General features: G+C 34.5%; 18 protein-coding genes and 2 pseudogenes. 6 read left to right on the forward strand and 14 right to left on the reverse strand.

The features are described 5' to 3' along the window. Window positions 1-851: 851 nt before the first annotated feature. Window positions 852-2,033 carry an NAD(P)/FAD-dependent oxidoreductase gene (locus C7Y47_RS00390; protein ID WP_142506957.1) on the forward strand — a complete coding sequence of 394 codons (1,182 nt, stop codon included), beginning with the start codon at window positions 852-854 and terminating at the stop codon, window positions 2,031-2,033. A 36-nt stretch (window positions 2,034-2,069) separates the two neighbouring features. Then, window positions 2,070-2,963: an RNA polymerase sigma-70 factor gene (locus C7Y47_RS00395; RefSeq protein WP_185903354.1), complete on the forward strand. Its 894-nt coding sequence runs from the start codon at window positions 2,070-2,072 to the stop codon at window positions 2,961-2,963. Window positions 2,964-3,318: 355 nt separating this feature from the next. Here the strand turns inward: C7Y47_RS00395 and vanT are convergent, their stop codons facing one another. The 8 genes and pseudogenes from vanT to C7Y47_RS00435 all read right to left on the reverse strand — a co-directional run bounded on the left by vanT (window position 3,319) and on the right by C7Y47_RS00435 (window position 13,003). Further along, complete coding sequence (vanT, locus tag C7Y47_RS00400) at window positions 3,319-5,466, reverse strand: serine racemase VanT catalytic subunit (RefSeq protein ID WP_142506959.1); 2,148 nt, start codon at window positions 5,464-5,466, stop codon at window positions 3,319-3,321. Further along, window positions 5,453-6,121 carry a D-alanyl-D-alanine carboxypeptidase family protein gene (locus C7Y47_RS00405; RefSeq protein WP_221887656.1) on the reverse strand — a complete coding sequence of 223 codons (669 nt, stop codon included), beginning with the start codon at window positions 6,119-6,121 and terminating at the stop codon, window positions 5,453-5,455. The genes vanT and C7Y47_RS00405 overlap by 14 nt, the downstream gene beginning before the upstream one ends. A gap of 98 nt (window positions 6,122-6,219) precedes the next feature. Further along, a complete protein-coding gene (gene vanG / locus C7Y47_RS00410; protein WP_132359593.1) occupies window positions 6,220-7,263 on the reverse strand; it encodes a D-alanine--D-serine ligase VanG in 1,044 nt (347 codons plus the stop codon). Further along, entirely contained in the window at window positions 7,260-8,093 is an 834-nt protein-coding gene (gene vanW, locus C7Y47_RS00415; RefSeq protein ID WP_132359595.1) for a glycopeptide resistance accessory protein VanW, read from the reverse strand. Before vanW ends, vanG begins: the two co-directional genes overlap by 4 nt. 144 nt (window positions 8,094-8,237) lie before the next feature. Further along, window positions 8,238-9,371, reverse strand: a complete 1,134-nt coding sequence (gene vanS, locus C7Y47_RS00420) for a vancomycin resistance histidine kinase VanS (RefSeq protein WP_142506961.1) — start codon at window positions 9,369-9,371, stop codon at window positions 8,238-8,240. After that, window positions 9,361-10,056: a VanR-ABDEGLN family response regulator transcription factor gene (gene vanR / locus C7Y47_RS00425; protein WP_142506962.1), complete on the reverse strand. Its 696-nt coding sequence runs from the start codon at window positions 10,054-10,056 to the stop codon at window positions 9,361-9,363. The genes vanS and vanR overlap by 11 nt, the downstream gene beginning before the upstream one ends. After that, window positions 10,053-10,184 (reverse strand): annotated as a pseudogene (locus tag C7Y47_RS00430) (helix-turn-helix domain-containing protein); the annotation flags it as partial. The gene vanR and the pseudogene C7Y47_RS00430, both read right to left, overlap by 4 nt. A gap of 857 nt (window positions 10,185-11,041) precedes the next feature. Beyond that, window positions 11,042-13,003: a methyl-accepting chemotaxis protein gene (locus tag C7Y47_RS00435; protein ID WP_142506963.1), complete on the reverse strand. Its 1,962-nt coding sequence runs from the start codon at window positions 13,001-13,003 to the stop codon at window positions 11,042-11,044. Between the two features lie 746 nt (window positions 13,004-13,749). Between C7Y47_RS00435 and C7Y47_RS00440 the strand changes: the two are divergent. The 3 genes and pseudogenes from C7Y47_RS00440 to C7Y47_RS00450 all read left to right on the forward strand — a co-directional run bounded on the left by C7Y47_RS00440 (window position 13,750) and on the right by C7Y47_RS00450 (window position 15,093). After that, window positions 13,750-14,132 (forward strand): annotated as a pseudogene (locus tag C7Y47_RS00440) (DMT family transporter). Then, a complete protein-coding gene (locus tag C7Y47_RS00445; RefSeq protein ID WP_142506964.1) occupies window positions 14,117-14,809 on the forward strand; it encodes a Crp/Fnr family transcriptional regulator in 693 nt (230 codons plus the stop codon). The pseudogene C7Y47_RS00440 and the gene C7Y47_RS00445 overlap by 16 nt, the downstream one beginning before the upstream one ends. A gap of 23 nt (window positions 14,810-14,832) precedes the next feature. Next, window positions 14,833-15,093, forward strand: a complete 261-nt coding sequence (locus C7Y47_RS00450) for a DMT family transporter (protein ID WP_142506965.1) — start codon at window positions 14,833-14,835, stop codon at window positions 15,091-15,093. 383 nt (window positions 15,094-15,476) lie between these two features. Here C7Y47_RS00450 and C7Y47_RS25975 read toward each other — a convergent pair whose 3' ends face one another. From C7Y47_RS25975 to C7Y47_RS00470, 4 genes are all read right to left on the reverse strand, one after another. Further along, window positions 15,477-16,973 carry a methyl-accepting chemotaxis protein gene (locus C7Y47_RS25975; RefSeq protein ID WP_142506966.1) on the reverse strand — a complete coding sequence of 499 codons (1,497 nt, stop codon included), beginning with the start codon at window positions 16,971-16,973 and terminating at the stop codon, window positions 15,477-15,479. A gap of 155 nt (window positions 16,974-17,128) precedes the next feature. Continuing rightward, entirely contained in the window at window positions 17,129-17,581 is a 453-nt protein-coding gene (locus tag C7Y47_RS00460) for a hypothetical protein (RefSeq protein ID WP_142506967.1), read from the reverse strand. After that, window positions 17,575-18,387, reverse strand: a complete 813-nt coding sequence (locus tag C7Y47_RS00465; RefSeq protein WP_142506968.1) for a hypothetical protein — start codon at window positions 18,385-18,387, stop codon at window positions 17,575-17,577. Before C7Y47_RS00465 ends, C7Y47_RS00460 begins: the two co-directional genes overlap by 7 nt. Before the next feature lie 444 nt (window positions 18,388-18,831). Continuing rightward, window positions 18,832-19,161: a hypothetical protein gene (locus C7Y47_RS00470; protein ID WP_142506969.1), complete on the reverse strand. Its 330-nt coding sequence runs from the start codon at window positions 19,159-19,161 to the stop codon at window positions 18,832-18,834. 672 nt (window positions 19,162-19,833) lie between these two features. Here C7Y47_RS00470 and C7Y47_RS00475 point away from each other — a divergent pair. Beyond that, window positions 19,834-20,103: a hypothetical protein gene (locus C7Y47_RS00475; RefSeq protein WP_142506970.1), complete on the forward strand. Its 270-nt coding sequence runs from the start codon at window positions 19,834-19,836 to the stop codon at window positions 20,101-20,103. A 371-nt stretch (window positions 20,104-20,474) separates the two neighbouring features. On the opposite strand, the gene C7Y47_RS00480 is transcribed toward C7Y47_RS00475, so the two are convergent. Both C7Y47_RS00480 and C7Y47_RS00485 read right to left on the reverse strand, forming a co-directional pair. Continuing rightward, window positions 20,475-21,173: a hypothetical protein gene (locus tag C7Y47_RS00480; protein ID WP_142506971.1), complete on the reverse strand. Its 699-nt coding sequence runs from the start codon at window positions 21,171-21,173 to the stop codon at window positions 20,475-20,477. A gap of 906 nt (window positions 21,174-22,079) precedes the next feature. Further along, complete coding sequence (locus C7Y47_RS00485; protein ID WP_142506972.1) at window positions 22,080-22,775, reverse strand: hypothetical protein; 696 nt, start codon at window positions 22,773-22,775, stop codon at window positions 22,080-22,082. Window positions 22,776-23,332 lie beyond the last annotated feature (557 nt).

Consider the following 23,332-nt stretch of genomic DNA (forward strand, 5'->3'; position numbering starts at 1 on the left):
CAACAAAGTACGTACCTTACAGTCCTTGGTTACTCCGAAACATTTCCCATATTTTAAAAAGAAATAAAATATTCTGCTATGGCATTTTTAGGGCCATCTGTAGCCTGTTTAGATAAACAGGCTACCAGCACTCGGTGTGGCGAACGCCAACAAAGGGATTTTATTAAATACATAAAACCAATGCTATTTTCATAACTTTTCTTTCATTAGAAAACATCAAAAAGGCTTAGGAATAACTCCTAAGCCTTCTATTTCTATATCAACGGTGTATTACAAGAAGGTGGCTCATATACAATTTCTGCAACATAGTTAACTTTTAATGGTTTAATGGCACAATCTCAGCCGGAACTCCAATAGAAGTAGAAGCTGTAGAAATAGTTACACAAACTTAATGATTAATTTCTAACTAATCGCAAATTGAAAATGTCTAGCCTTTCTTCTACTTTTTGTACAAGGGTCACGTTTATTTCAAGCTACCCTTTATTTTTAATTACCTATCAAAAGCTTCGATTTGAGGTAGTTTTTATACTTTTAACCTATCTGACCTTTTTAATGTCAGTATCCAATTGAGGTTGAAGTACTGAGATATTTTTAATAGCTAATTTAAACAAACTCCATTCTGAAAAATATTATTCAAAATTGAGTTTAACCTTTTTTGTTTAGTATTAGATTTTTAATAAAGTTTGATTATTTTTGTACTCCTTATTTCACTAAAGTACCCGTTAATACGGTGACACTGTGCTTTTCTATGCATGACCTTGTGTGAATACCCCAACGAATAAAATTGAACCTCTCTAAAGATGTCACAAATGATGTGGCTATTTCGTTTTAAGGTAAAGGAGGAATAAAAGATGAAACATATTGTCGTATTGGGTGGAGGATTCGCAGGAATCAATTTGGTAAATGGATTAATAAAAGAGTTTGGTCATTCAATTGGAAAAGATGTGAAAATAACGCTAGTAGATAAAAACTCGTTTCATTTTCGAAAAGTATTATTGTTTAAAATGATTATTGAGGACGCCAATTTAAAAGTTCCTTTAACAAGGTATTGTACAAATGGTGTGGAATATTTAAAGGGAGAAGTTACTACATTTCATCACACCAAGAAAACAATTACGCTTAAAATGGAGAATGAACAAAACAACACCCTACAATATGACTATCTTGTGGTAGCACTTGGTAGTGTTGTTCAGGAGGTCTCTAGTAAACTAGGTGGGATTACATTAAGCAGTATAAAGGCCGCTCTAGATATCAGACAAAAATTACAATCACTCATTCTACAAGCTAAAGCTGAAGAAAATAAAGAAGTGAGGAAAGGTTTATTGTGCGTTGCTATTGTCGGTGGAGGCATTACAGGTATTGAAACAGCTGCAGAACTAACTGCTTGGTTTAAAAAAGAAGTGCAAGAAGCAGGGCTCCATTCTAATGAGGTAGAGGTCATCTTGTTTGATTCAAAGGAGCATTTATTGCGAGGGGTTCCAGTAAAGGTAAGTGAAAAACTAGTAAAAGAACTGAATAGACTAGGGATTACTATTCGTGTTAAAACGAAAGTGAAGCAGTTTGAAGATGGTCAAATCCAGTGCGCTGATGGCACTACTTATAGAGTAGGAGAGTGTATTTGGACGCCAGGTGTAAAAGTAAATCCATTCATTCAAACACTCCAATTCCCTTTGACTAAAGAGCATCAAATATTAGTGACCGATACTTATAGTATACAAGGCTATCCCAATATATTTGCAATCGGGGATTGTGCAAGAATTATATATAGAAAGACAAATCAAGTGGACGGCATGACTTGTAAGGAAGCGATTCCTCAGGCAGCAAGGTTAAGCAAAATATTAAAAAATGAGGTCTATGGTAATTCCCATTCTATAACGCACAAAGCATTTCCGATAAAATTGTATTGTATTAGTCTCGGTCCTGATAATGGCTTTGTTTGGGCTCAGAAGTGGGGATTAGATTTTACTATATCAGGGAAGATGGGCGCACGTATTCGAGAAAAAACATGGGATCAAGCGAGTTTGCTTGTGTAAATATGTAGTGTGCAAAGGAAAGTGAGGGTCTTAATTGTGGAACAAACTGAACTAAGCCGACTTTACGTCGAATACAAGTCACTTTTATTTTCGCTTGCTTATAAAATGACAGGCAGTGTTGCTGATGCAGAAGATGTGATTCAAGATGTGTTTATCAAACTAAATGGATATGAGGTAAAGCACAACCGAAATATCAAAGCGTTTCTATGTAAAATGGTCACTAACCAATGTTTAGATTTGTTGAAATCATCTAGAAATAAAAGAGAACTATATGTTGGAACGTGGCTACCAGAGCCGATAGTTTTTATAAAAAAGGACCCATTACAGGAAATGCTGGTGAAAAGTGATGTTTCTTATGCTTTGCTCGTATTATTTGAACAGCTAAATCCAATTGAAAGAGCGATCTTTATTCTTCGTGAAGTCTTGGAATATGATTATGAAACAATTGCTGAAATTGTACAAAAGAAGGAAGACAATTGTCGAAAAATTTTAAGCAGGCTAAAAAAGATGCTTCCTGAGCTTGAAAAACAAATGGCAGTTGAACAAGTGAAAACAGATCGTGAACATGTGATTACTAGTTTTATTCGTGCTATTCAGCAAGGAAACATAACGCAGGTGATGGAAGTTCTTCAGGGAGACGTAGTTTATTATGCAGATGGAGGCGGTAAAGTAACTGCTGCAGTAAGACCTATTTACGGTGCTACACGAGTAAAACAACTTCTTATTGCTTTAGCAACTAAATTTCTTACGCGAGAAGAGTACTCCATTATGCAGGTAGAGGTCAATGGCAGTACTGGTATTGTAATCATGAATGGGGAAAAAGTTATTGTTGTCATGAGTTTTGAATTTGAAGGGAATAAAATAAAATCCATATTTTCTATTCTAAATCCTGATAAATTGAGTTTTATTCATACACAAACTAGAAAATAATGGTGAATAATATGATGCTCAAATCGTTCTTATGTTATACTTATCGGACGCTAAAATGAAACAAACGAGTGGTCTACATGAGAATCTCCATTATACAAAAAAATATTACCATAACCCTTTGATTGGATCAGTCAAAGGGTTATGTACGTTTAACGATGTCATTACATAGCACATATTCCCAGTATCTTGTTTCTTCAACAACTTCTCAATTTTTTCAGGGTCTGAATTCGGTTTAGAAAGGTTGGTTAGTACCACCACCATTTACATGTAGATTATCCAGAAAAGTAAAAATGATTTACCTGACAAACCGTCATATCTAGAGTTATTTTCTTTTTTAAATGTTTTATCTTGTAAATTATTTTGTTAAGCTCATCAATCTTGTTCCCAATCTGCTCAGCAGCTCATTTGATATACTGCCTGAATTGTTGGCGACATCTGGTGCAGTTAATTCCATTTCACCATCTCTACCAATTATCGTAGCAATATCGCCAACTGCCACACTAGGGATATCCGTTACATCAATTGCAAGTTGATCCATACAAACTCTACCGACTGTTGGTGCATGACACCCATCGATTAGCACATTACCCTTGCCGTAAGATAAATTTCTTGGTACTCCATCAGCATAACCAATAGGCAATATGGCAATTAAACTATCCCTATTTGCAGTAAATGTTCTTCCATAACCGACCGTTTCACCTTTCTTTATCGCTCGAATAAGAATAATCTTGGATTTCAGTGATAAAACAGGCTTTAAGTCTAAATTCAATTTAGTTTTGTCAGTTGGAGAACTAAGGACTCCATATAAAGCTATACCAGTTCTTACATAATCACATTGGAGTTCCGGATAATTCAGTAATCCGTAACTGCTCTGTATATGCACCTTACCAGGGTTATTGCCGCTTTCCGACAACTTACCTATCAAACTATAAAAACGGCTTATTTGAGTTTGTGTAAACTCCACATCATTAGGTAAAAGGCTATCAGAAACACATAAATGCGAATAAATCCCACAAACACCTAATTGCTTTGTATTGTAAATTTCAGAAATGCCTGATAGATCATCAACATCAAATCCAAGGCGTTTCATACCAGTATCAATCTTAATATGTGATTTAAGATTGTAACCTTGGCAGCTCAAAGAAACCGCATAATTATAATCAATAAGGCTTTGTATAAGGTTGTATTTATGAAGTTCTTGCGCTCTAGTTGGACATGTATAGCCTAAAATTAGTATTTCACCTTGAATACCATATTTGCGCAATTCAATACCTTCATCTATAGTGGCTACAGCAAAGGCTTTTACACCTATTTTATTTAGGGATGTCGAAACTTCAAATGTACGATGACCATATGCATCTGCCTTAACGACAGCCATCAGTTCGCAGTCTTTCGGCATTGCTTTTTGTAAAATTCGTGCATTATGCTGAAGATTGTTCAAATCAACCTCAATCCATGATCTACCCTTACCTTTTTGTACCTTTTGAACCTTTTTACTGCGACCTAGACGACTATAAAGGCGCAAAAGTACAATGGATGCAACGACAGAAAGGACAGATACAACAACATAATGGACTAGACTATTTTCTATTAAAATAGACTGCATACGTAAGATTGTTGCACACATACGTACTATAACAATGATCATTGGATGAATAATATAAACGATTAAAGTTAATGAGCTGAGTGCCTTCATTCTTTGTCCCTTCCAATATGTAAGGGCATTAAATAAAAAGAACATACAAGGTACAAGCATAATATACATACTGTCGTGTCTCTGTACGCCCAAATGGTGCAGTATCATTCCCTCGCCTAACATAAATGCGAGAGATATTACAAACCCAACAACACTTTTTTGGAAAGTAACTTTTATTGCTTTATCTTTATCCGCTATAATGCCGCCAAGGACAAAGAATAGTGGGGCAAGAAAAAGTCCATTTCTCGTATAATCCGATACCTCAAAAATCAACGCGAACATTTTTTGAAGAAACGGTATTTTTTCTGTAAACCCATAATAGCTATCACCAAGCATTCCTACTACATAAAGAGTAGAAGTAACGATGAGTGCAACACTCACCCCTACTCTTTTTACAAGATACCACGCAATTGCAGCACCGATAATCGATGCAGGAAGATACCATAAATGATATAAAGTACCATCGAAAACTATATCTTTAATGATATTTGGAAGTAGGTTATCCATCGAAAAATAGCCATTGTAAATGTTTAATGGTAAATACAGCAATATGGCAATTCCATATATAATGGACGTCTTTTTGATAAAGCTTTCCAATTTATCGGAATTGTAATTGTACCTTGAAATCAGGAAAAAACCTGTTGTCATAAAGAAGAAAGGTACAGCAATTCGTGCAATAATCCGCGTTAAGACGAAATCGCCTGTTCCACTGTATGAAAGTAATGGAGATGTATGGACGGCAATAACTAGTAATGCGGCAGCAAACCTAAAATAATCAATGCCTGCATACGTTTTATTCCTGTTCATTTTGTCTCCCCCACACCGTTACAATAAAGCCGTCTACATTATTGCCAGATACTTGATAAATAGAATGCTCGGGTAAAGTAATTTCCACTTTTTCTGTATGACAAGGAACGAAGAATATTTCGATTTCTTTTCCTTCATTGCCCACTATACGAAGATGTTCTTTGTTATAAGTGAAATTCCTTATATATTCAATGTATTCCTCAAATGACAGATGTTCTTTATCCATCACTTCGGAATGAGGATACCCAACAAAACGAAAATGCCATGGTTCATGAGAAATCCCTGTAATCTTTTCTTTGTCTGATTGATAACGCTCAATAAAGCCGTAATAAGGTGCCGTTTTTCTAAACTCATTGCAGATACCCTCATACGGAAAATCTGGTCGAATAAAATCTATTACCTCTTGTTTTAATCCTAAGTCAATTGCAAGTCCCGTATGATGCTCACTATGGTTAGGCAAAGCAACGTAGCTTTCAGTAAAGCTTCGACCATTATCACGCATTGAACCATCATATATTTCTTCTTGTTCAGCTAGCGATCGGTGTCCACTAACTGCAACAATTTGATCCGCACAGCCGATTTTCTCAAAAATGCACTGTAATGCATTTACAGCATTTCGCTTCATACGCACATCAGAATACTTTTCATCAACCATTGAAAACCCTTCTACGCTATGAGAGTGAACAGGATAGTGGGCATTCACAAGGATTAAGTCCCCTTTATAAATTTGAGATTTATTTAGAATGATCGTTTTCATTTTGTGTATAAACCAATCAGCTTGTCTAAAATTTCTTCATAAGACAGACCGATGCCTTTCATCATATTTGGATAACGACTATGAGAAGTGAAGCCAGGAATAGTATTTACCTCGTTAAATACGATCTCTCCCGATGGTGTCAAAAACATATCGACTCTTGCAAAACCTGAGCAGCCAAGTGTTTTATAGATAGTTTTTGCAGTTTCCTGAATGCTCTTTTCGCAAGCATCATCAATGCGTGCTGGCATATGAATTTTTGAAGTTTTTAGGCTATATTTCTCTGCGTAGTCAAAGAAACCGTTAGATAATTCAATTTCGTCTACTCTGCCTACTAGTAAGTCATCTATTCCTAAAACAGCACACCCAACTTCAAATCCTTCAATAGCTTCCTCGATAATAACCTCATAATCATGTTCAAACGCCAAATCAACTGCCGCCTGCAATTCGGATTGTTCGTAAACCTTTGAAATCCCAAACGATGAGCCTGCACGAACGGGCTTTACAAACAACGGATATGCTAAATCTTTTGATAAGCTAAGCGCTTCATGCATTGTAGATTTTCGCAGTGTTATTGCGTTTGGCGCAGCAATACCTGCTGCTTGAACAAGTTTATGTGCTCTATCCTTATCCATACATAAAGCAGAAGAAAGGGTATCACAACCAATAACCTGTATTCCTGCTAATTCAAATAACCCCTGAACAGTTCCATCTTCACCATTTTTCCCGTGTAATAAAGGAAGAGCAAAATCAAGTTTAGTAACACGGATACCTTCTTCTGAAAGCTCCACAATTCCACCCACTGAATAATTTTGAGAAACGATAATTGGGGTAAGGTTATCGGTGTCATCGAGCCATGAGTTATTAAGAATATGTTCGAATTCTCCATCATAACGATACCAATCACCTTGTCTTGTAATACCAATTGGAATAATTGTATATTTCTTAGCGTCTAAGTTTTCCAAAATCGAGAAAGCACACTGTAACGATACGGGATACTCCGAAGAATTCCCTCCGAAAATTACTGCAATATTAGGTTTCATTTTTTATTTCCTCCATGTTTTATGATTTCAATGTCATCAGGTAGCTCGTAACCTATTTCACAAGTATTGTTATATAAAAAGGCTTGTTCGTTTTGTCCTGTTGTAACATCTGTTCTAATACGATCAACAGAAGCCTTTTGAAATAGTTGGCTACCAACTTTGTAATATGAAATAGATTGATTAAAAATCTTATATTTATAGGTTTGCTCCTTGTCAGAACGGATGTGACCGTACATAAATTCTTCGTCAAAGGAGATGTTGATTTGAAACGTATTATCTGTTTCATTTCTTACTTTCAAATCTAACCAACCTTCATTAATAGTTGCATCAGTTCCAAAGGGTAAACCCTCTGTTGTGGACGGGAAGGATTCAACAGCGTGTCCGTGTCGCTCTACAATCGTTAGCGGAGTATGAAGGAACATCCAGAACAGCATATTACTGAGCTGACATATACCCCCACCGTATGAGCCTACAATTTTCCCATCCACTAGATTTAAACCGTCCTTGTATGGTTGCAAACGGTCTGCATACCGTACAAGTTGCCAGAATGAAAAAGTTTCATTCGGTTTTATAATGAACTTGTCGAGCGTTTTTGCGGCAAGTTTCAAATTGTGTACTTTGTTTACTTGGTACTTCATATCAAATCCGCTGTTTTTATTCAGCATCAATGATGAGGTTGAAAACACTTCATAGGGCAAATTAATTACGGCGGTTTCCTTTGCATATTCGTTGCCGTCGAAGCGCATCTTTAAATAGAAAAGTTGCTTCCTTTGCCATTTGCGTAATGGAAGCAGAAACGGAAACAACTGTGTTACTCTTTTCCGTGACACTGTGTACACTCCTTTGTTTAATTCCTTTCAAAACAAAAAGCACCCTTGTTTTGATACATTAATTGTATCCATAACAAGAGTGCCGTTTATTTGTTTATCACGACGACTTTCTACTATTTTTATATTGAATTTCTTACAAATTTCCTACGAAAGAGGGAAAATCACTTCAAAACAGGTTAATTCATTTTCACTGTATGCCGATATTGTACCTTGATGAAGTTCGACAATCTCCTTAGCTATCGCAAGCCCCACCCCTGCTCCACCGCTATTTGAACTACGGGCAGTATCCAGACGGTAGAATTGCTCAAATATTCGTCCTAGTTTTTCTTCTGGTATTGTATTGCCACGATTAGTAAACTTTAATGTTATATAACTGTCATCCTGCTCGGCAGATACTTCGATCGCAGTGTCCTCAAAGCTGTAATTAACAGCATTACGTAAAAGATTATCAAAGACACGTTGTACTTTATCCACATCACATTTCAGCATTATATCCGGTGCTGCATGCAAAGTACATGTTAAGTTTTTCGTTGCGAACATCGGACGGAATTCAAACACGAACTGTTCAAGCATTCGTGTCAAATTTACTTTGCTATATTCAAGCGTAATATTCGAAAGGTTAAATCTGGTGATTTCAAAGAACTCATTGATCAAATCTTCAAGACGCTCTGCCTTATCCAATGAAATGGATAAATATTTTTCTCGTAGTTCTTCAGAAATTTGGTTTTCATCTCTGAGGAGAGTAAGATACCCTATTACAGATGTGAGTGGTGTTTTTAAATCGTGAGCAAGATAAACAATGAGGTCATTTTTACGTTGTTCTGCGAGCTGGGTGTCCACTTTCCTTTTTTCTAGGGTATGTTTAATCTGATTTATCTTTTTTTCAGTAGCAGATAATTCCCGGGATAGTATAACATCTCCAGTGTCCTCTCTAATTAACGCATCAATACCACGATTGACCTCAATGAAGTACTTCGTAAATTGATTAAGATAAAATCGTAAAAGGATAAAAAACACACCGGCGCACGCGGCTAACATAATTAATTCTTTATTATTCCCAAAGATTTGCTGATATACAGTCATTGCAACATCGTAATCTATTTTTAGCACACGATTAAGAAACCAAACTACACCATTTGCAAATCGCCCTTCTAGCACAACACTAAAGAGTAAAAAGAGAATAACAGCGCCAGAGAAAACGATAATGGCTGCTCTGGAAAACAGTTTATTCCGCAACTCTTTATATTCCCTATTATAATCAATCTTTTTATTTTTCAATTGTGTAACCTACCCCCCAAACTGTTTTAATGAACTTTGGTTTTTTGGCAGGTTCGTTCAGCTTTTCACGCAATCTTCCGATATGGGCCATAACAGTATTATTATTATCAAGATATTTTTCGCCCCAAACAGCTTCAATTAATTCTTCCGAAGAAACTACTTTACCTTGACGGTCAAATAAATACCAAAGAACAGAGAACTCTTTGGGCGTTAACGAAATTTCCTTTCCAAACAAATAGCATTTGTGAGTTTCTCTATTAATTAGTAATCCTTTTAATTCATATTCATTAACAATCTCAGATTCGGATGTATTGTTATACATCTTATAACGTCTTAGTTGGGTCTTAACTCTCGCTAATACTTCTAACGGGTTAAATGGTTTTGTTATGTAGTCGTCAGCTCCAATAGTAAGTCCCATTATTTTATCGCCATCCTCAACCTTTGCCGTCAGCATAATAACGGGATAGAAGTACTTCTCTCGGATTTTCTGACAGATTTTAAACCCTTCAATATCAGGAAGCATAACATCTAAAATAGCCATATCAAGTTTGATAGACTCAATACATTTTAAAGCATCCACACCATTGTAGAATTTATATACTGTATACCCATCATTTTTAAGATAAACCTCAAGCAAATCGGCAATCTCTTTTTCGTCGTCAACAATTAAAATATGTTCATTCATACTTGTATTTTTCCTTCCTTGTTATCGGGGATAGCTTCCATAATATCTCCAAAGTCGCATTCAAGAACTTGACATATGCCAAGTAAGACGGGAAGCGTAACATTTTCATTTTCCCCACTTTTTGCAAAGGTGCTTTTACTTGCACTGACAGCTACATGAAGTTAGCTTTTTTCATACCTTTATCTATTAATAGCTTCTATAGCCTGTTATAACTGCTTTCATTTAAACCTCCACGATTGAATGATAATAATAATTTCAATATAACACAAATAATCGGCCTTTATACAAAACCCTTTAGACTGTGTATTCAAACATTAAATACAAGCTATACTACTTTTCAAGCAAGCTCTATCGAACAAACTACTAAAGATTAATTAGGCTGGTTATACAAATAAAAAAAGCATTTGTGTAAATAAAGGTTGGTTAGTTCCACCGCCATTACATGTAGATTACCCAGAAAAATAACAATATTTTACCTGACAAACCGTCTCCCCAGTATTACACTGGGGTTTTTTATATCTTTTTTTATTGTCCGAGCTTGTCAGAACCCTCTCCTTCAATAAAAAAGATACTTTTGATGAACACTTTTGAAGTATAGAGCGCTAACAAAGGAATCTTTTTAAATACATAAAACCAATGCTATATTCATAACTTTTCATGAAAGCATCTAAAAAGGCTTAGGTATATCTCCTAAGCCTTTCAATCTTTCTATTATTGAGTAATGCTTGAGTTGAAATCAAATGATAAAGTAGTTATCAATCCTTATTCCAATCTATTCTTAATGAGATTTTGGCATATGGAGTATCTAATAAAAAAACGTTAGATATCGCCCCAACTCAATAAGGAATTTAGAAGAATGGTATTAAATTAACTAAAGGTGCATTCAACCATGCGGCTCTTCTTCAAGTGCCTAGAGCTTTTTAAAATGTCCTTTACAATGGGTACATTAAAAAAGGAATCGTGATTTTTATTATGTCTGATTCTGTTAATATTTAAATTGACTAATTAGCTGCTTTAGCTCATCTGCCATATGCGCAAGAGCTTGTGCAGAAGCATTAATTTCTTCCATAGAAGCTAATTGTTCCTCTGTAGACGCTGCAACATCCTCTGAAGCAGTTGCATTTCCTTGTGCAGAAAATGCTAAATTCTCCGTAACAGCTGTCACCTCTTGTACACTTGCTGACATTTGTTCAGATGCAGAAGATACCTCTTCCATTTTAGGAGTAATTTTATCCATACTCGACTTTATCACTTGGAACTTCGTGATAGCTTCGTCTGATACATGTAGTCCATTTTGAACATCTTCTGTAACTTTTGCCATGATGTTGACAGATTGTTCTGTTTCTATTTGAATGCCATGGATTAGCTCGAAAATTTGTTGTGCAGACGCCTGTGATTGCTCCGCAAGTTTTCTTACTTCATCAGCAACGACTGCAAAGCCTTTTCCATGCTCTCCTGCTCTTGCTGCCTCAATCGCTGCATTAAGAGCCAGTAAGTTCGTTTGATCTGCAATGCTTGTAATGACATCTAAAATGGACGTAATTTGCTTAGAGCGTTCATGTAGTGTTTGAATTTTCGTATTTGAATCGGCCACTGATAAATGAATAGAATGCATTTGATCTTTTGTATCTCGAACAGCCTTACCACCTTCATCTGCCTGTAGCGTTGCATGCTGTGAAAGATCCGTCACGGTCGAAGAGATCTCCGCGATATGAAGAATAGCCTTCGAAAGCTCCTGTAACGATTCTGCATTCTTATTGGCACTCGTCGTTTGCGTATCTGCGCTCGACGCAACATCTTGAATCGAAATGGCCACTTTTTCTGTAGCAATGCTCGTTTGGTTAGCATTGGCTGTTAACTCTTCTGCCGACGAAGCTACCTCTTCGGCATTTTGTTCAATTTTTTGAATAAGCGTTCTTAAACTGTCTTGCATATCGTTAAAGGCTTGTCCTAGCTGTCCAATCTCGTCATGAGATTTTACCGTCACTTTTTCAGTTAAATCGCCCTTACTTATGGTTACTGCACTATCCTTGAGCGCTTTAATCGGGTTTATAATTGCCTTCATGACAAAGAAGAATACAATCACACTGATTACAATTGCAGCGATTAGTACGAGAAACGTTTTATACAAAATAGATGATGCTGATTGATCAATTTCCTTCGCAAAAATTGTCCCTGTGATTTTCCAATTTGTCAGTTCATTCGTTGTAAAGAACAGAATTCGGTCATCACCGTCAAAGACATAATCATACGTGCCCGATTTGCTGTCGTACATTTTGTCCACGAAGCTTTCTTTTATTTCGCTACCCGGTTCAATCGTCGGGTGTGAAATGACCATTTTATTTTCATCAAGAATAGAAGGATATCCATTTTTTCCGATACTGATAGAACTAGCGATTTTTTGGAGATTTGTCAATTTTATATCAATTGCTATTACCCCAGATTGATCTTTTATTTGACGAGCAATGGTTACGATCAAATCTCCAGTTCCTGCACCTATATAAGGCTCCGTAATTAGGACCTCTCCCTTTAATGCTGTAGCCTCTTTATACCAGTCTCGTTCTAAAGGATTGTAATCGGCGCTATTTGTTTTTGGTTCTAGAAAAAATGCTCCCTCATTGGTTCCAATATAAATGCTCTGAACATCTGGATGCAGCTTTATATATTGTTGAAATTTTGTTTTAACTGCAGACCCCTGCTGTTCATACTTTGAAGAATTGATATCCTCGCTAAAAAAAGTGATATCATTTATTTTTTCACTAATGGTCTTATCGATTAGTGTATTTAAAATTTCTACGCTTTCATTCGCACTAAAAAGTATTTCGTTTTTTATTGAATCTTTTGCTGATAAATACGATAGACTTCCTACAGAAATAACTGGAATTAGTAAGATAAGAGCAAATAATGTGTAAAGCTTGCCCTTAAAGCTTACAAATAACTTTTTCATAAACCGTTCTCCTTTTGTGCATTAGTTTTTAAGATGTGTATTTTGTACAATTTTGTGGTTTAGACTGAAAGAATACTGTTCACAACCTTCCCAAATTTTTCGTTTAAATATCCACCCTAAGCTTTTATCGGACGAAATACTCAAATCCAAAACCCCTTTTTCATTTTTTTGATTTTTCTAATATAAAACCTTCTATTTTTTCACTTCTTCATCATTCAAGTAAAAATAGAGCCCCTACCTACCATCCTGAATACAATCTAACGAAAAATGCATTTATCCACTTTCCTGTAATAAAAAAGATTCTTTTGATACACATTTTTGGATACTGAACGCCCAAAGGAACCTTTTAAATACATAAATATCCACGCTATTTTCTTCTAAAAAGACTTCAAAAATGCTTAGGAATAAATCCTAAGCCCTTCAATATTTCTATTATTAAAGTTATTTTTGATCAATAAGATATATTTCTTTTCAACAAACGCACCCCTATAGTTAGGGTACAACTCTTCACAATATCGTTATAAGAAGAAAGAAATGATAATTGACAATAATTAAAAATTCACAATGGCAAAAAACAATAATGCTTTTTGCCTTTATTTTTTTTGAATGTGCTAAAAGAGGTATATATGGGTCCATGGAAACAAAAGGAATAGATAATTTTTTATAATGGTGTGACAAATGTCCTTTTGCCTAGGGGCGTTTTAGTTTTTAATTACGTTATGGATAAATGAAATGAAGGTGATTTTTTGAAGGGAATATTATTTGCAGTTATTGGAGGAGCATTCATTATACTTCAAGGTACTTTTAATGCAAAACTTAGCTCGGATATCGGTATATGGTCGACAAGTATTATTACACATTTAATTGGTTTTCTTGTTGCAACCTCTGTATTTTTTATAAAGAAAACTGGAACTGTGAAAGATTTAAAAGGTGTAAAAAAAGTGTATTTAACATCTGGCGTATTTGGAGCTGTTATGCAGAAACATTTTCAATTTATGCAATGGGGATTACATTGACGGCTGGAACACTCATGGTTGCTCAATTATTAACAGCTACTATAATTAAAATCTATGGTTTGTTAAATATTAAAAAAACACTGTTGAAAAGTTGGAAATGGAAAGTAAATTGAGCTTAATTATTCATTATTTGAAGGCTTATAATATCTTTGATGTTTTTGCAAACATGAATATAGAATATTTTCAGGTAAATCATTTCAAAAAAGGGACTACCATTTGTGATAAAGACGATGAGATTAATCGTTTATATTTTGTTGTAAAAGGAAAAGTAAAAGTTTATACGATTACACCAGAAGGTAGAAAACTTATCTTACGCTTTATAAATCCTTTGGCAATTGTAGGAGATATTGAATTGATACAAAATAGTAAAGCACATAATGTCGTTGAAGTATGTTCAGATGTAGAAACAATTTCTATTTCTTTTGAGGTTATTAGAAAGACGATGTTGCGTGACCCTATATTTATGAGTTTTTTGCTTGAGAACATAGCAAACACTTTAAAAGTATCGACTTGTTTTACGGCGCTTAATTTACTCTATCCTGTAGAGGTACGTGTTGCTAGTTATTTACTTTCAATCTCAACGGATAGTACGGGAAAAGAAAATAGAGAAGATATAGATTCTGTTTCTGTATCAAGTATTGCAGATTTTATAGGAGTAAGTTACAGACATGTAATTCGAGTTTTACAAAAGTTTTATAAAGAAAATCTAATTGAAAAGAAAAACGGAGCCATTCTAATTAAAGATTTTTGTAAAATGAAAGAAATTGCTAAAAATAACATTTATGAATAATTACATAGAAAAGAAGGAAAATAATGATAGGATTAATTTTTGCCATTTTAGCAGGTGCGTTAATTAGTTTGCAATCTATTTTTAATGCAAAGGTAAATGAAAATGTAGGACATTGGTTAACCACTATAACTCAATTAGTAATTGCATTATGTATAGATACTTTTGGATTATTTGGATTGGAGAAAGTACCTTTTCAAATGAACAAAATAGTTGGTATAGGTCTGTTGATAATAGGTGTTTTGATTTTTAAAGATTTGCTTCCACATAAGAAAAAGGAGGTTTAACCAAAATAATCTGCCAGTATTCGGTAATATTAATTTACTCAAAGTTTAATTAGGTTTATTTCAGTCAATCATGTAATACAAAGATATAACTATTTAATATAAAACAATGTTGCATGATTTGTTATTAGACTAATCATGCAACATTGTTTTATATTTGTTAGTTGAACAACTGATCAGCCCTTCTTATTGTTCAACATGCCAAGAGTATTATCATCAAGATAGATATTCAAAGAACAAAGACCAGGTTCAGGTGAGCCTGGTCCTTACAATTCTCTCTCATCAAAAATTGTTTACCCCACAATATAAAGAATTAAAAGTTTGCCTAACATAAAATTAAGTATATCCTTGCCAACGCGGCGAAGTTAACTTAAAATCACATAATTTTATTGTTGCTTCGAAAATTCCACCAAATCCTGTGACATTGTACCAATTTCATCTGCTGAGGCATTCAATTGTTCTGTAAGAGCCGCTTGCATTTGCGCAAGCTCACTAATTTTATCCATATAGTCAATAATTGTATCAATGGAAACCTTTATTTGCATTAAACTGGATTCAATATTACCTGTTGCCTCTGCAGAATTCACTGCTAATTTTCTTACCTCTTCAGCTACTACACCAAAACCTTTTCCTTGTTCTCCTGCACGTGCGGCTTCAATTGCAGCATTCAACCCTAGTAAATTTGTCTGATCTGCTATCTCTCGAATAAAATTTGAAATCAGCTGTGTTTCATTTGCTAACCCTTTAGCATCATTAGCAGCTCCTGTTGTTTTTTCTTGTGTGTTCGCGAGTTCCTGTGCCTGCATTGTAATAGCATTAATACCTACAACCATTTCATCAATAGAAGCTGATAACTCCTCCATACGTGTCATCGTTTCTTGCACATTTTGCTCTTTCATTTTTTCATGTGTAATATCTCGAATCGTTCCTGCCACTCGCAAAGGAGCTCCCTCACTATCACGAAGTGTTGTACCGCTTGCATGAAACCAGCGATATTCACCTGATTTTAACTGAAGGCGATAATCTACTTTAAATGGCGTACTCCCAGAAAAGTCTAATAAATGTGCACTAAATGAATCTAATGCAAACTGCTTGTCATCTGGATGCAAGCGATCACTCCAAGAGCTCATAATATTCGGAAAATCGTGCTCATTCTTGAAGCCTAATGTTCTTCGAAATTGTTCACTCCACCAAAAGGAATTCTGTGGATTTAATGGATCGCCTTGATCTACAATCATATCCCATGGCGCTTCTATTAGAGCTTTATTAATTAAATCATAACGTGTTACATAGCCCTGTAATTTTTCCACTTTTATTTTTTTGTCATGAATATTCATCATCGTTCCTGTTATTTTATACTGATCATCTTTAAAAAGAGAAACTGTTCCTGTAGTCCGTATCCAGCACTCTTGCCCATTACGAATGCATAACAAATGTTCCATATTAAATGGCGTTTGTGTCGCTAAACTCTCCTCTAGCATCTCTTTAAAATCAGAACGATGCGCCAATGCAATTAACTTCAGAAAATCTTGAAAACTGTCTTTAAGAGCATAACTATTAAATCCTAAGAACTCTTTTAATTCTGTCGAAACTGTAAATATATTGTTTGGGTCAACCAAGCGTCCGTTCAACACTTGTAGTTCCCAAAGGCCCATCTCATTACTTTTCAATACATTATCCAATTTTTTCTGCAATTGCACTTCAGATTCTTGCTGAAGCCTATTTACTTGATTTAAATTATGTACTAACTGTTGTAATTCTTCATTTGTTGTGGCTAATGTATACTCATAATCAAATTGACCCTGTTTAGCCAATTGCAATTGAACCTCACTCAATTTAATTAGATTACCAATTGATGTGTTCTGTTCCTTTTTTAAAAACATTGTTAGTTCCTCCTCTATGTGACTAAATCTCACGATTAATTCAAGAATATTTAGTTATGAATCTTAAATCCTGTTTCGTGCTTTCACATTATAACCGATAAAATAGTTAAAAAGCACTCAGAAAATGTTATATTCGTAGGGGGTTTAATTAGTGATTAGTGAGTTACGCTTGGAGCAAAATCATTGTTACTGCTCTGATCACCATGATAGAAAATTACATCTCCATGTTGTAAGTTAAATGTATAACCATAAGTATCTTGGAAACTATGTGAAAATCCTTCCATATCACTCCATTGGTTCATCACTTTACCATGGATATATTGTAAATATGGATTTTGTACATCACCGTCTCTAATTGATTCAATATCGAAATTAACAATGATGTAACCGTCTTTTAAAAACATTCTATTGTTCTCATTTATACGTCCTACTACAGCCCCTTCAGCAATTTTTGCATCTTTCTCTACAACATAAGTCTTGGAAGGTAAACTATATTCGCCATACCATGTTTGCTCACGAGCCACGATGTCCTTTTTAGGTACCATCGTATTGTCTGGTACTGCATCTTCACCTGGTCCCATAAATGTTCGTAGTTTAGAGTTCAACATTTGCCAACTATACGGCCCAGTACAATAGGTTCTTTTGACCATTTACGTATATACATACGCATAAATGATGTTTCTTGGAATTTACTAGCTTCCTCCTGATACCCCTCAGTATCTGCATGACGGTAATAGTAATTTGCATTATCTATTAACTGCTTTTGTGGGACATTACGGAGTTTTTCATTCAAGACTACAGAACGGTATACTTTATCCTTTTCAGAGCCAATTCTTACAAAGTAATTTTCGTCATTATGATAATACAAATCAACTGGTCGTCTATTTTTCCCATCTTTGTTTACGAAATAGAATGTTGGCTTAATCCGAATGGCATCAGATTGGCCAAACATATTACCTTTCGTTTTCATATCGAAACGGAAAGTATAGCCCGTTTTAGTTGCTACATTTGCATAACCATTAGGATGGCTATTATGGTGTACCGGAAGTGTATATGGAAGTTCATTTCCTCTTAGAGCCCCATCTATTCCATTTTTCCCTACCCAATAGCTATTTCCTGTAGGCGTAAATAAATCACCTTGTCTAAGTACATTTTGCCAATTGTAATCTACTATATCAGTTACATGGAAATCGTATAAACGTCCAATTACATCAATTGCAATTTTGTCAGTAGCAATATGATTATCCATCATTCCATCTGGAGTGCGGAAATTAAGGTTTAAATTGGCTTCCTGCTCAGTAGGATTATTGCTACTAACATGTCCATCAGGTGCATTGATTGCGATAGCACGATAATCAATTGTGTATTCCCCTTCTGGTGTCCATACAGGTAAAAAGAATGTTACAGTCTCCATATCAATTGGTACTGATATCCATGTATTTTTAGGATAGAATCCTTGCTTTGTTTCCGTATAAACGTCAAACGGGAATTTAATTTGCTTATCTTTGTAATATTTAGCAAAATCGCGATTCCCATACCCCGGCTCGTTTAGATGTTGACCGACGGTTGGTAGTGTTACTTTAAACGGTCTATCTTAAGTGCTTGCTTCGGCACTTTGAACTCCAGCTGTACCGGCTACAGCTGCGTTAGCAATTGCTAGAGCCATGAATGTTTTGCCTGAAGGTTTCACATATTTTTTAAAACGAGACTGATTTTTTCTATTACCCTTTTTTTTGAGACAATATTATTTCACTCCTACTGTAGATTCAAAAGATTTAATTGACAGGTACATACTTAATTCCATACTCTACGCTACTAATAATTTCACGATCATTAATCCCAAAGAACAAATTCGAATTTATTTTAAATGTTGAAACACATTTAAGACTTGCCCCTTTGTGAGATAACGCAAGAAAATACCATTGCGTGAATATACCGGAACTTTTGAGTTGGTAACCTCAATTTTCCCGAAGCAAATCTTTGGCTTATTATGATAAATATCCTTAACAAACCTACCATCTGCCAGCTCAGCTATCCCGTCCACAATAGATACAATTTCATGTGTGGTATTTCGTAAGATCCATTCATTTGGTATCCTAATTAACTCGCCCCCTGCTTTTTTAAAGACACTTGTATTCATTGGAAATGTAGCGAGTGCAAGAGGTGTTTTTTCTTCATTTTGATACAACTGCTTTTCTATTCACAATAGCTTGCATTTGTCTCCCCTTCCGTTTTTTGACAATAAAAAAAACCCGCTTCAAATATGACCAAATTAACCAAATTATTGGTTAAGTCATAAAAGAAGCGGGGTGTTCCCGTCATTATATAATTAATTTGTAGCAGAAAATTAGTTTCTTTAAGCAACATTGACTATTACTTAATTATTTCTAATTTATCATATAGCCCTACTGAATACAATTATTATTATATTTAAAGGACGGATTGTAATATTAAGTGCAACACCCAGAAGTCAATATAAAGGAAGCCCATAACGACCTCGTGTAGAATGTAGTTACCACACCAACATTCAAACGGAGGAATCGTTATATTAAAGATATTCAACAGCTAATGAGGCAATCACAATGGGACATAACAGAGTCAATTTCACTTCCCTTTAAAAAGCCCCCAAAGCGTAGTTTGGGGACATGTCTTTGCTTAACGTTGCAAATCCGCATAAACCTGATCTGACGGAACCCCATATATAGTTTGATTCAATAAATAAATATTGGTAAAATTAAATAATATTACCACATTATGACCTCTGACCAAAAAACATCGGTAAGAGGTATAGTGTTTTAAAATTATTAACAGGGAGAGAATTCAGAGACTATATCTGTTATTTTACTATTGAGGTGAAGAAATGGTTAGAAGAAGAGGAACCTATAAAATAAAAATTCGTAACAAGCAGCTTATATGTCCTGCTTGTCAGAATGACAAATTTAAACATCGAGAAGTATACCTGGAAATCGAAGAATTGTCGTTTAATGAGAAAAAGGAAAAGCTTATTTTACAGTCTTTTAATTGTACAATATGTGGTGAGACACGTATGTTTCAAGAAAAAAATCGATATGATCATGCAAACGGGGTACACATATCAATTATTGAATATACGGAAGTGAGTGAAGCATGAGTTATCTTTTTTTTCCGAAGAAAAGTCGGCTAAAGATGTTTAACGAAATTATAATTTGTCAATTTTGTACACATGACATATTTATACCTTATAGTGTGTATTTGAATGTTGAACAACCTGGTATTGGTGTTTTGCATGTTCGTTATTTATTAATTTGTCATCATTGTGGTAATACAAAACTTTTTGATGAACCGACTAGTTCTAATAAAAATAACGTTCCTTGGTCGTTAGAACAGTACTTATGAAAAAAATAAATAAACATAAGTTAGATTGCAAACAAGAATACTACCAAACGTAAAACATTCTACAAATGAAATAACCCTTCACCAATTTACCACAACGGATGGTGAAGGGTTATTATAAATTATTGACTAATCAAATACAGGATAAGCAGATTTAACTACCCAATCATAGTTCGAATAATTTTGAGATTGAAAAGCTGATCCTTTTTCTAAAACTACTCTTACAATCTGGCCGTTTGATGAGGAAGATTTAGCTTGTTTAGTACATGTATTTCCAGTACATCTAAGTTCTTTTGTACCGTTTATAACATCCATGATTATGTCCTTAGTACCTCCAGGGTACCAAGCATATTGAAATTGGCTTTTTGGTACACCACCAATTTTAACTGTTCTATCAAAATCTCCGTTTGATTTTTCCATATGAAGTTTAAAAATATGACAGTAACCATAATGGTCGGATCCATATTTAGTGGGCAATACGATTTTAGAGCCTAGTTTAGATTTAGCACTTTGATCCGCATAAGTAGAAGTAGACAATGCTTGTATATCAGAATTTTCCGTTTTGTTTTTTTCTTCATTATTGTTATAAGTATTTTCATCTTCAATTATTACATATTCATAATTCTCATATGTATCATAGTTTTCAGTTTCGATATCAGTTCCGATACCGTAAAATGCAACACCTGAACTACTGCAATGGTTTTGAGCACCATTCTTTATTTGTACCTGAAACAAATCCCAATTAGCATTTGCCACTCCCAAATTAGTAAACCCAGACACTGAAAAAATAAGAATTGCTAAAGAAAAAATAGTTACAAATTTCTTCAAAATGTATTCATCTCCTTTTTTTCAAAATTATACCATAATATTATATAAGTGTATAGATGTTTGGGTTAAATACTCTAAAAAGGTAATTAGTATCCATAAAAACTCTATTTTTTTAACAAATAAATGATAAATATTTTCAAATTTATCTTATGTGGACGATTTGTGTGTAAAAATTTTAATAACAAATTAGTAGTGATTGTAACAAAACATTTACCTTATACCTCATATCGTCCTGTAAAGATATTGTTACATTCAGGTTTAGCTTGATTGAAATTATTTTGGGACATTATTTAGTCCTGGAAGATGAATTCGTTTGAACATCATGTTGCTTATTTAATCCTTTTATACAAAAGCCCCTTGTATTTGTTAAGCAAAAACTGAGCCACTGTTAAGCTCTTCTTTCGTCATAGGGATGCCGGCATGCTTTTTAAGTTCAAAGAATGCCTCTTTAGTAAGTGTGTTTTTCTATCAATCTGAGAAAAATAGAATACATCCAATAGTGATTGCGCTCTCTATTAAAATTAGTTGGAATAAAAAAGTGAGTTTAATTCTCATTTAGTCAGAATAAACCCCGAAGCATGTTTCTTTAAACCATGTTTCGGGACTTTCTTTACCTTATTATAAATGGGTCATCTATTACAGCTCCCAAGATTTTCAAGGCTTGTTTCGCTGCGATACTAATGTTGCTTAGCGTTAGATTTAATAAGTGATAGTAATTTATTTATCATCTTTCCCACTCCTCCAACAAAATATCAGTTTAATTTCTAACTTTTTTCTGAAAAAAAAAAAAATACACCGAGCCATGTCTTATAGACGATGTCTCGGTGCTTCCGTTTGCATCATAAAAGTTATGTTGTATTTGAATATTCTAAATTTATTATATCCAAATCTCACAAATTATCAACTCTAGTTCGAGTTTAAACACGACATCTCGCGATATCCAGCTGCTGCTGCCTGTTTTTTAGTTGAATAAATTTCATTTACTTTGTAGTTGTAATTACAAGATTTAGACCAGAAACGGCGTTCATTATCTACTACACCCGCATATATAGGATTTTGATAATGTAATCGTGTACCTACAAAGGCGTACCCATTATAAGCAGTAGTATCAACTTTGTATGGATAGCCCTGTATAAATGCAAAAATGGAGATATCATCAACCGTGTTATACCAATCTTCTTTCGGTATCAGCGGTAAGGCAAACTTATATGTTACATCAAGCGCTTTCGTATAAACATTATGCTCATTAATGTAAAAAGCAAGGTTTTCTTGAACAATACTAACGATTGTTTGTCGTCTTTTTTGCTCAAATTCTTTTTCATTTTCCAGAAGCGGTATCGTAATCTCAGGATCCTCAGCTAATTCTGCTCTTTTCCCGAGGTACCACTCCTTTAACTCCGCATCATACACTTCCAGGTCATCATCAACCGTAAAATTAATAATATTTCCTTCATTATCTACATAACTTAGGGGGATTTTAGGTAGCCACACTCGTTCTACTACACTGTCACCGCGTTCGTCTTTATATTCTTTATAAACATTAAGCAGCAATCCATCATAGTCTAAAATCGCAAAGACCGGGACATATCTGTTAAAAAACATGCGTCATTACTAATTTTCTCTAGCTTTGCGCATGCTCAAAAATTAAAATTGCTATAATTCATTAAATTATCATCAAAAAAAGTCTTAGATTAACTGTGAAGAGTGTAATTGGATACCACGCTTACAGAAAATTTAAAATATGGCAATCTTTTCGTGTTGGAGAAAGTTCTGGTGACAAGAACTTTTCGGGTATAAGACTCGGACTTCCAACAGTTAAATGCCTTGCTGCAACAATTAGGATATACAGTTCAAACAACACTATCTAACAATAAAATCAATTTTAAAATTAATTTTGTTAATCTATATTGCTTTAATATGTATTAAATTATACTATTGTCAATTACAAAAATAAGTTAAGTACCATACGATAAACCAGTAGAGGTCGAAAGGAAGGGATAATTAAGGACTGTTTAAAAACTTCTTGTTCATTTCTTGATGGGAATTTGATACAAAAGCTAGGCAATTATTGAAGACCTAACTTTATTCTTTCGAATATAAAAGAAGTCCCCTAGATTTTTCATCATCTAGGAGACTAAAATAGTGTCTCTATTACACTA

The sequence above is a fragment of the Lysinibacillus sphaericus genome, from assembly GCF_006864135.1.
GTDB lineage: Bacteria > Bacillota > Bacilli > Bacillales_A > Planococcaceae > Lysinibacillus.